The 9,720-nt window shown below is 61.6% G+C and carries 11 protein-coding genes; all 11 read right to left on the bottom strand.

What is annotated here, in order from left to right; translation table 11 throughout:
* Window positions 1-524: 524 nt before the first annotated feature.
* Window positions 525-2,018 (bottom strand): cytochrome D1 domain-containing protein, encoded by a 1,494-nt coding sequence (locus tag F6R97_RS04640; RefSeq protein WP_315866129.1) that lies wholly within the window; start codon window positions 2,016-2,018, stop codon window positions 525-527.
* The gene (cobA, locus tag F6R97_RS04635; protein ID WP_315866128.1) at window positions 2,015-2,854 is read right to left on the bottom strand and encodes a uroporphyrinogen-III C-methyltransferase; all 840 of its coding nucleotides are present in this window, start codon (window positions 2,852-2,854) and stop codon (window positions 2,015-2,017) included. The genes F6R97_RS04640 and cobA overlap by 4 nt, the downstream gene beginning before the upstream one ends.
* A gap of 70 nt (window positions 2,855-2,924) precedes the next feature.
* Window positions 2,925-4,103, bottom strand: a complete 1,179-nt coding sequence (nirJ, locus tag F6R97_RS04630; protein WP_315866127.1) for a heme d1 biosynthesis radical SAM protein NirJ — start codon at window positions 4,101-4,103, stop codon at window positions 2,925-2,927.
* Window positions 4,104-4,129: 26 nt separating this feature from the next.
* On the bottom strand, window positions 4,130-4,633 hold the full coding sequence (locus F6R97_RS04625; protein WP_038982754.1) for an Lrp/AsnC family transcriptional regulator: 504 nt from the start codon (window positions 4,631-4,633) through the stop codon (window positions 4,130-4,132).
* Entirely contained in the window at window positions 4,608-5,051 is a 444-nt protein-coding gene (locus F6R97_RS04620; protein ID WP_048397889.1) for an Lrp/AsnC family transcriptional regulator, read from the bottom strand. Before F6R97_RS04620 ends, F6R97_RS04625 begins: the two co-directional genes overlap by 26 nt.
* Window positions 5,044-5,559, bottom strand: coding sequence for an Lrp/AsnC family transcriptional regulator (locus tag F6R97_RS04615; RefSeq protein ID WP_048397891.1), 516 nt, complete (start codon window positions 5,557-5,559; stop codon window positions 5,044-5,046). Before F6R97_RS04615 ends, F6R97_RS04620 begins: the two co-directional genes overlap by 8 nt.
* Window positions 5,556-6,014, bottom strand: coding sequence for an Lrp/AsnC family transcriptional regulator (locus F6R97_RS04610; RefSeq protein WP_038982748.1), 459 nt, complete (start codon window positions 6,012-6,014; stop codon window positions 5,556-5,558). The genes F6R97_RS04615 and F6R97_RS04610 overlap by 4 nt, the downstream gene beginning before the upstream one ends.
* Before the next feature lies 1 nt (window position 6,015).
* Window positions 6,016-7,194 carry a cytochrome D1 domain-containing protein gene (locus F6R97_RS04605; RefSeq protein ID WP_038982746.1) on the bottom strand — a complete coding sequence of 393 codons (1,179 nt, stop codon included), beginning with the start codon at window positions 7,192-7,194 and terminating at the stop codon, window positions 6,016-6,018.
* Window positions 7,191-7,517: a c-type cytochrome gene (locus F6R97_RS04600; protein ID WP_038982744.1), complete on the bottom strand. Its 327-nt coding sequence runs from the start codon at window positions 7,515-7,517 to the stop codon at window positions 7,191-7,193. The genes F6R97_RS04605 and F6R97_RS04600 overlap by 4 nt, the downstream gene beginning before the upstream one ends.
* 16 nt (window positions 7,518-7,533) lie before the next feature.
* Entirely contained in the window at window positions 7,534-7,851 is a 318-nt protein-coding gene (locus tag F6R97_RS04595; RefSeq protein WP_038982742.1) for a c-type cytochrome, read from the bottom strand.
* Window positions 7,852-7,875: 24 nt separating this feature from the next.
* Entirely contained in the window at window positions 7,876-9,567 is a 1,692-nt protein-coding gene (locus F6R97_RS04590; RefSeq protein WP_409999784.1) for a cytochrome D1 domain-containing protein, read from the bottom strand.
* Window positions 9,568-9,720 lie beyond the last annotated feature (153 nt).

Raw genomic sequence — 9,720 nt, 5'->3', positions numbered from 1 at the left:
GTTCGGTCAAGTCTGGTCAGCGGCGGTGTACCCGAATGCCATACCTGACAACATTTCAACTGTGGGAGCGGGCTTGCTCGCGAAGCGGCCGTGTCAGTCGACATAACTGTTGCATGTCAGTCCGCCTTCGCGAGCAAGCCCGCTCCCACAATTAATCAGTGTTGCTTCCAGAGGATGTGAACGATCAAGTCAGCGAAGCGCGCCCGCTTGATGCCTAGGTCGGCCCAGAGGCCGCCTCGCTTTTGCTGTTGCGGTAGTCGCCCCCTCGAGAAGCCGAGAGGAGGTTCTGCGCAGTGGGCAACCCGGCATGGATGCCGGGTTAGCCGCCCCCGGCCATGGATGGCCGATGGCGGCGGGCCCACGGAGCAGGACCGGAGCGAGGGCATGGCGAGCCGAAGCGAGCCACCGAACGAAAGGGGCAGAAGCGCTTTGGTTACTTTCGCGCTTTTCGAAAGTGACTCGCTGTAAAAGCGAAACCAATAGAAGCCATTACCGCAGAAACGGATATACACCCAGCCCAAGCCTTAATGCGAAGTCCCCTCCACAAACTCAATCTTGTTCCCCACGTTATATTTACCCGACGGCTTGTTCATCGGCAGTCGCTTGATCTCCTTAAGGGTATTGCTGTCATACACAATCAGCGCGCCATCGGTGGCCCAGACGCTCAACAACAAGTAGCGGCCATCGCGAGTGAACTCAACGTGGGCAGCCGTCTTGCCAGGCATCGGGCGCAAGGTGTGGGCGATTTCCAGAGTCTGTTTGTCAATCAGGTGGATCGCATCGTTATCAGGCCCGAAGAACACGTCAGTCCAGGCATACCGCGAGTTGACATGACTGCGCATGAAGAACCCCGGCCCCAGGGTCGGAATTTCCTTGATCAGTTTCCAGGTCTTGAAGTCGATGACCGAGATCAGTCCCTTGCTGATGTTCGGCGTGGCGAACACCCACTCACCGTTGCGTTTCCAGTAGGTCCCGGACCCCAGGTGCGGCATGCCCGGTAGCGGTATGTCAGTGACCACCTTGCCACTGTCGAGGTCGATCACCTGACCGCCCTTGGCCTTGCGCGATGTGGCCAGCAGTTGCTTGTAGTCCGGTGAAAAGGAAAAGTCGTCCAGCACGTCTTCGGCCTGGATGCGGCGCGGTTCGAAGTCCGGTGTGCCGGCGCTCGACAACTCCCAGACTTCCTTCACATCCTTGAGCGCCACGATGAAACTGTCCCGTGGCGGGGCGGTGTAGACCGCGCTGACCCGTGACGCGGTACCGTCCTGGCCGATCGCCGGGATGGTTTTGACCAGCGACAGATCGCGGGCATCGAGTACCACAAGGTTGCCCGGCAGATAGTTGCCCACCAGCACCCAGCGGCCATCCTTGCTCACCGCCAGGTTGCGGGTATTGAGCCCGGCGCGGACCTCGGCGATCAGCTTCAGGTTGTGCAAGTCGTACAGACTGACCCAACCATCGCGTGAGGCCACGTAGACGAAGCGTCCATCCGGTGAGAACTTCGGCCCGCCATGCACCGCAAAGTGTGAAGCAAACCGCGCCAGCACTTCGAAACGATCGCCGTCGAGGATGTCGATGTGATGGTCGCCGGCTTCCACCACCACAAACAGGTTCAGCGGGTCGGCGCCATGCTGGGGCGTGTCGGGCAGTTTGCTGATGTCGGCGAGAATGGAATGACTGCCGCGAATGTCATCGTTACTCCAGGTGGGTGGGGTGGCGGGTGGTTGCTGAAGGTAATCCACCAGCGCGTCGATCTGTGCCGGACTGAATACGTTGGCATACCCGGTCATCTGACTCGCGGGGCGGCCGTTCTGAATGACACTGCGGATTTCATCGGGTTTGATCCGGCTCAGACTTTCCGGCAGCAAGGCCGGCCCCGTACCGCCGAAACGGTTGGCGCCATGGCAGCTCTGGCAATGTTGTTGGTAGAGGTCGGCGGCTGCGTCGGAGGATGGAACCGTTGCGCCGGCATGGGCCGCGCCGATCCATAACAATGGGGCAAGCAGCATGCGCCTCATATCGCCACCTTAGCGTGGCGTTGCAACACGGGAGCGGAGTAAAAGCGCGCCGGGTATTCCTGCTGTTGGGTGGCGAACAGATCGACTACTTTGCCGATCACTGTCAGCGTCGGAATGCCCGGTGGGCAATCCAGCGCCAGGGTCGGCAACTGGTGGAGCTTGCCTCGGGCGACGTGCTGGTCGGGACGTGTGCCATTGCTGATCAGCGCCGCCGGTGTATCGGCGGCCATTCCGGCTTCGATCAAACGCTGGGCGATAATTCCGAGGTTCGATAACCCCATGTAAAACACCAGGGTCTGGCTGCTGTCGGCGAGGCTGCTCCAGGGCAGTGACAACTCACCATCGCGCTGCAAATGCCCGGTAATGAAGCGGCAGGAGTTGACCAGGTCCCGGTGGGTCAGCGGAATGCCCGCATAAGCACTGCAGCCGGAAGCGGCGGTGATGCCCGGGACCACCTGGCAGTCAATGTTGCGTTGCAGCAGATACTCCAGCTCCTCGGCGCCACGGCCGAATATGAACGGGTCGCCACCCTTGAGCCGGACCACGCGCTGCCCCGAATCGGCGAGGTCGGCGAGCAGTTCGTTGATCTGTTCCTGGGGCAGGCTGTGGCAGCCGCTGGCTTTACCGACGTAATGTCGGGCGCAGGTGAGGGGGATCAACGTCAGCAGCTCGGGGCTGATCAGGCGGTCGTAAACCACGGCGTCGGCCTGCATCAACAGGCTCCAGGCACGCAGGGTCAGCAAGCGTGGATCACCGGGGCCGGCGCCGACCAGGGCCACTTCGCCCGGTCTGAACGGGGACGCAAGTGCGGCCGGTAAAACAATCGATGGGTGCATGGGACGTCCTTGGTTCTTCATCAGATTGGCCGGCCCCATCCTTTGCCAGATGGCTCGCCAGGCGGGTGCTTCAGTGCATGACGCAAGGGATGGTCATTAATGGCGGCATACCGATTTCTTCATCGCTGAGGTGGCAACCGGGGTCCTGGCCCCAAAGGTCGCCTTCGGCCCAGGCGCGGGTGCGGGTATTGCCGTTGCAGATGTTCAACCAGCGGCATTGGCTACAACGGCCACCGACGGCGCGCGGATGCACACGCAGCTGCTGCAACAAGGCGTCCGGCTGGTCCAGCCAGAGCGTGCGAAACGGCGTTTGCCGGACATTGCCCACCGAGTGCTGCCACCAGTAGGTGTCGGGGTGCACTTCGCCGGTGTTGTCGATGTTGGCGATGCCGATGCCCGAGGCGTTGCCGCCCCAGGCCCGGAGCATGTGTTCCAGGCGCGGGTAATGTTCGGGTAGATGCAGGCCCACCCATTGCAGCAAGAGAATCGCGTCGGCATCGTTGTTGCCGCTGACAAAATCGCTGTCGCGGCCCTGCTGGATATCTTCCCAGGCCCGTTCGAAGATCAGCGTCATCGCCTCGCGGCTCATCTGCTGCCGGGCGTCGAGCTTGCGGCTGCGTTTGCCGCGACCGCTGTAGTTGAGGTGCGACAGATAAAACTTCTGCACGTCGTACTCGCGCATCAGCGCCAGTAACTGGGGCAGTTGTTGATGGTTCTCTTGGGTCAGGGTGGTGCGCAGGCCGACGCGAATCCCCTGTTCACGACATAGGCGGATCGCCCGCATGGAGCTGGCGAAGCTGCCCTTGAGTTGGCGGAACGCATCATGGGTGGCTTCCAGGCCATCGATGCTGATCCCGACATAGTCGAAATTAGCTGCGCGGATTTGCGCGATGTTCTGCTCATTGATCAGTGTGCCGTTGGTGGACAACGCGACAAAGAAACCCTTGGTGCGGGCGTAGGCGCTGAGCACAAACAAATCGTCGCGCAACAGCGGTTCACCGCCGGAAAGAATCAGCACCTTCACGCCGGCGTCGTGCAGATCATCGATCACGGTCAGCGCGGCGGGCGTATCCAGTTCGTCGCGAAAGATGCTGTCGGCGGACGTGGCGTAACAGTGTTTGCAGGTCAGGTTGCAGCGCCTGAGCAGATTCCAGATCACCACCGGCGGTCGGTTGCTGCCCGGTGGGCTGGTTCTGGGGGCAGGCGCCTGGCCGATCAGGGCACGCAGGTATTGGCTGATCCTCAACATGCAAATCTCCTTGAGCAAACGCGTGTTCAGCGTGGCACTGGCGGTAGCCGCAAACCGGTTTTCTTCAGGATGCGACTGCTCACCAGCATCTCGTCGGCGGCGCAGGCGTCGCCCAACAAGTAGCGCAGGTGTTCGCGGTAGCTGTCGATTTCCTCGCGGCTGCGGCCATGGACCATGGCGAACAGGTTGTAGCGCCACGCGGTTCGTCGCGGGCGTCGATAACAGTGGCTGACAAAAGGTTGTGCACCGATCAGCGCGCCGAGGCGCGGCATGTCCGTGTCGCGTACATCCCAGACCGTCATGCCGTTGTAGCGATAGCCCAGGCGATAGTGATTGGGGACGGCGGCGATGCGTCGGATGGCGCCCTCGGCCTGCAAGCGCTTGAGCAAATCCAGGGTGGATTCGATGCTCAGCTCCAGCTGTTCGGCGAGCCAGGCCCACGGGTCGTCCAGCAATGGCAGGCCGGCCTGGGTCAGCTCGATCAGACGGTGCGCCAGGGTGTCTTCAGACCGGGAAGTACAGACCGACATGGTAGGTCTCCTCTTTGGGCAAGTTGAGCAGCGGCAGGCCGATCAGGGTTTCGATGTGCTGCAGGGTCTGCGCAATACCTTGTTCGGTCGGGCAACCGAGCACGAACCACATGTTCCAGACGTGTTCGCGGCGGTAGTTGTGCGCCACTTCAGGCAGGGCCTGCAGTTGCTCGGCGACGTCTTCGAAACGCTCTTCCGGCACCGCCAATGCGGCAAGGGTGAAGGCGCCGCCGAGGCGTTCGATGTCGAACATCGGGCCGAAGCGCGTGAGCATGCCGTCTTCCAGCAATTCATGGAGGCGGTCGAGCAATTCGGTACTGCTGCTCTCCAGTTCGGCGGCCAGTGCCTGCCACGGGTGGCGCACCAGCGGCAGGCCCAGTTGCAGGCGGTTGATCAGCCGACGGTCGAGGTCATCCATGGGTGGGGGCTCCGGTAGGCGAGGGTGCGAAGCGTCCACCGCACTGTTTGAACGCGTGAGTGCTGAACAGCAGTTGGTGGGGCAGATCGCTCAGCAGGTGTTGTTCCAGCAAGGTCTGGATCTGCGCTTCGACCCGCTCACGTTGGCGCCCATGAACCATGCAAAAGAGGTTGTAGCGCCACTGCGGCAGGCGCCGCGGCCGTTGGTAGCAGAGGGTGATGCCGTGCGCCCGGCCCAGGCGCTGGCCGACTTCGTCGATCAGCGCGTCCGGAACATCCAGCACCAGCATGGCGTTGGCGGTAAAACCCAGCGCGCGATGGTTGAGCACCAGGCCGACCCGGCGAAACAGTCCTTGCTCGAGCCACTGATGCATTTGCGCGAGCACCTGGTTTTCGTCGGCGTCTATCCGTTCGGCGAGGGCCTGATAGGGGCGCGATACCCGCGGCAATCCGCCTTCCAGATGCCGACGCAGCGCCAGTGCCTGTTTGGGATTCAACCCCGGTGTCATGAGCTTTCTCCCAGCGCAAAACCGAGGTCGATGCGGTAAGCGGTCAACATCGGCAGATCCAGCGGCATGAGTCCGGTGTCTTTCTCAAGTTGTTCGAGAACGCGTTCGATGTGTTGGCGATCAGGGCCGGTCAGCACAAACCACAGGTTGTAGAAATGTTCCCGTGCATAGTTATGGTTGACCTCGGGGTATTGGCTGACGTGCTCGGCGACCTGTTGCAAGCGTTCGGCGGGTACGGCGAGGGCGGCGAGGGTGCTGGCCCCGGCGCGGCTGTGTTCGAACACCGGGCCGATCCGTGAGAGGGTGCCGGCCTGATCCATTTCTTCCAGACAAGCCATCACCTGGCCCACGCGACAACCGAGAATCCGCGCCATCTCTTTGTAAGGTTCCGCGCACAGCGGCATGCCGTGCTGGAAGCGGTCGATCAGTTGACGGCTGAGCAGGTCGAGGTTCATTTCAATAGCCCATTTTTTGCGCGCGACTGCTGAAGAAGATGCCGCTCGGCGCGGTGGCGGGAAGGGTGCTCAGTTGCTTCAGGCTGTACGGGTCCCAGACCTGAACCTGATCGCCATCGCGTAACGACAACCACAACTGATCGCCTCGCGCGGTGAATTCCATGTGCAGCACCGCTGGCCCTGGCCGCAGATCGGCGACCACGGCATGGGTTTCGCTGTCGATGACTTGAACCCGATCGTTGTCCGGGTAGGCGAAATTGACCCACAGTTGTCGACCGTCCGGCCGCGACGTGACGAACACCGGTTGGCCAGCCACCGGAATGGCAGCGGTCTGCTTCCACGTGCGCGAATCCATCACCAGCACCTGGTGACGGCCAACGGCGGGCACGAAGGCCTGGTGATCGGCGACGGCCCAGCCCTCAAGATGCGGCATCTTGTAGACGGGCAATTTCGCCTGGCCGCGTCCGTAATCACCGAGTACTCGCTGCACCCCGCGCTCCGGATGCCAGAGGTCGAGTTGCGCCATGCCGTCTTCGCCGAACAGTCCCGCCATGTAATAGCGACCCTCCGGGGTGACCAACGCGTCGTAGGGTTGCTGGCCGATGTCGGTGAAGCGGCTGATCCGGGGCGCGTTGCCCTGACTGAAATCGGCGGTCCAGATCTCGCCGGTATCGAACAGGCTGAACACAAAACGCTGACCGGGCGCGTCGACCAGGCCGACCACCCGTGAGCGCTTGGTGCCATCGGCCAGGGGCGTGGCCGGAATATCGGCCATCAATTGCAGGGTTTCGGCATCGAATACCTTGACCCCGCCGGGCACGTAGTTGGACACGGCGATGAGTTTGCCGTCCTGACTGATCGCGCCGCCGATACTGTTGCCGCCCTGTATCACCCGTTGATCGATGCGTTGGGTCAGCAGGTCGATCTTGCTCAGCCCGCCGTCGCGACCGAACACATAGGCATAACGCTGGTCGCGGGAAAACACCACCGAGGCATGGGACAGATCGCCCAAACCCTCGAGTCGGGCCAGTGCCTTGCGGGTGTCGCTTTCGATGATTTGTACGCTGCCGGTGGCGCGCTCCACCACCACGCCCAGATCGCCGGTACCACGCAACGGTGGCTGAACACACGCGGACAACAACAGCCCGGTCGCCGCTAAAAGCAGGGTTGAACGGATCATGGTGCGGGATATCCCTGGAGAAGAAGATCGACCAGCCAACGGATGTCGTCCGGGCTGAGCAGCGGGGCCCAACCGGGCATCGCGGTGCCGGGGCGGCCTTGGGTGACGGTGGCAATCAGGCTGTCCCTGGACTTGCCCGCCAGCGTTGCGCGGGTCAGGTCGGGACCCAGCCCGCCGGTCATGTGCAGGCCATGGCAGGCGCCACAGTCCTGGGCCAGCAGGTGTTCGAGTTGTGCCTGACGCTTGGCATCAGGCGCGGCAACCGAGGTTGCGCAAATGAGGAGGAGGGCCGCCAGAATCGCAGCGTGTCGATAAACCTTCATGACGCCCTCCCGTTGGCTATTTGAGACTCAGGACCCAGGTTGCAAGTGTCTTCGCTTCTTCATCCGTCACCGGGTTGGCCGGCATTGGCATCGGGCCCCAGTTGCCTTGCGTACCGTTCTTGATGTGGCTGGCCAGGGTGTCCACGGCCCCGGCCACGCCAGCGTTCTTGGCCGCGACATCCTTGAGCGCCGGGCCGACCAGCTTGGTGTCGATGGAATGGCAGGCGGCGCAGGGTTTGCTCTTGAACAGCGCCGGCCCGTCCTCGGCAGCCATGGCCGGCTGCACACTCAGCGCAGCGGTCAGGGCGAACAGTGAAAACAGAATATTTTTCATGGGGATTCCTTGCATTGATGGAGCTCAATAGATGTCGTGTTGGGTGTTGTAGACGTTGAATTTTCCGGTGGGTGTGATCAGTCGTTTGTCCTTTATGACTGATTTGAGCTTCAGCGTTTTGTCGTCGATCACTACCAGCGCCGATTCCTCTGACTGACCGCTCCACACGGAGAACCAGACTTCATCGCCGGCCTTGTTGTATTCCGGTTGCACGACCCGCATCGCGCCTTGCTTGATGCCGGCGTACTCGGCGATGGGCAGCACGGTGTAGCCGGCGTCGAGTTTGTCGATGTTGAACACCGCTACTGATTGGCTCAGCTTGGCGTCGGGGTTGAGGGTGGTGTCGACATACAGGTGACGGGAGTCAGGGTGGGTTTTGATAAACAGCGATCCGCCGCCCTGGCCCTTGAGTGAGGCGACCTGTTTCCAGGCGTATTGCGGGTGTTTGACCGGGTCGGTGCCGATCAGGGAGATGCCGTCATCACCCAGATGGCTGGTGGCCCAGACCGGGCCGTAGGTCGGGTGGTTGAAGTTGGCGCCGCGCCCCGGATGTGGGGTTTTGCCGACCTCCACCAAAGCTGCCAACTTGCGATCTTTGGAGTCGATCACGGCGACTTTGTTGGAGTTGTTGGCGGCGGTCATGAAGTAGCGGTGCGTGCTGTCCCAACCGCCGTCATGCAGGAAGGGCGCGGCATCGATGTAGGTGATGGTGAGGTTTTTGATGTCCTGGTAATTGACCAGCATGACTTTGCCGGTTTCCTTGACGTTGACGATGAACTCCGGCCATTCGTGGGAGGCGATGATCGCCGCGACCCGGGGTTCGGGGTGATATTCCTGCTTGTCGACGGTCATGCCGCGGGTCGAGACGATTTGTTTGGGCTCCAGGGTTTCGCCATCCATGATGGTGAATTGCGGTGGCCAATAGGAGCCGGCGACGGTGTATTTGTCTTCGTAGCCCTTGAACTTGGAGGTCTCCACCGAGCGCGCCTCGATGCCCACTTTGACTTCGGCGACCTTGGTCGGCTCCACCGGCCACAGGTCGATCATGTCGATCCGCGCGTCTCGACCAATCACCAGCAGGTAGCGACCGGAGGCGGAGATCCGCGAGATATGCACCGCATAACCGGTCTCGATCAGCTTGACGATTTTCTTGCTGTCACCGTCGATCAGGGCAATCTTGCCGTCATCGCGCAACGTCACCGAAAACAGGTTCGGCAGGTTGAGTTTGCTCAATTGCTTCTTCGGACGATCCTCAGGCTTGACCAGCACTTTCCAGGTTTTCAGCGTCTCGGCCATGCCCCATTCAGGCGGCGTTGGCGGTGCGTGCTGAATGAACTTGGCCATTGACGTGATCTGATCCTTGGTCAGCGCATTTGACGTCCCCCAGTTCGGCATGCCCGCCGGTGAACCGTAGGTAATCAACGCCTCCAGAAACGGTTGCCCGCGGGACAGGGTGATGTCCGGTGTCAGTGGTTTACCGGTGGCGCCTTTGCGCAGAACACCGTGGCAGCCGGCGCAGCGCTGGAAGTAAATTTCCTTGGAAGAGTCGAACTCGGCCTGACTCATGTCGGGCGCTCCGGCGGATTTGACCATGAGCGGATTGGCCGCAGCGGCAGCGGGCTCGGCGGCGTTGGCCGCATGAGTCACCGCAAGGGCCAGCGCCGAACACAATGTGGCGACAGTCAGAGCAAACGTTTTTCTATTGCTGATCAGCATTCCATTTCTCCTCAGGCAAGACCTTTGCGATGTGCTGAAACGGCAGCGCAGAACGCAGGTTCTTAGTGCCGTGCAAGGCTATGCCCGAGCAGGCCAATGCTCGCTTGACCGCGATCAAGTTTGCCGGCCATGTCACTTGCCAGGTTGTCGCAG

Source organism: Pseudomonas sp. JV414 (assembly GCF_032424305.1).
Lineage (GTDB): Bacteria > Pseudomonadota > Gammaproteobacteria > Pseudomonadales > Pseudomonadaceae > Aquipseudomonas > Aquipseudomonas lini.
The sequence above is the reverse complement of the archived record's forward strand: the minus strand, read 5'-3'. Positions and strand labels throughout refer to the sequence as shown.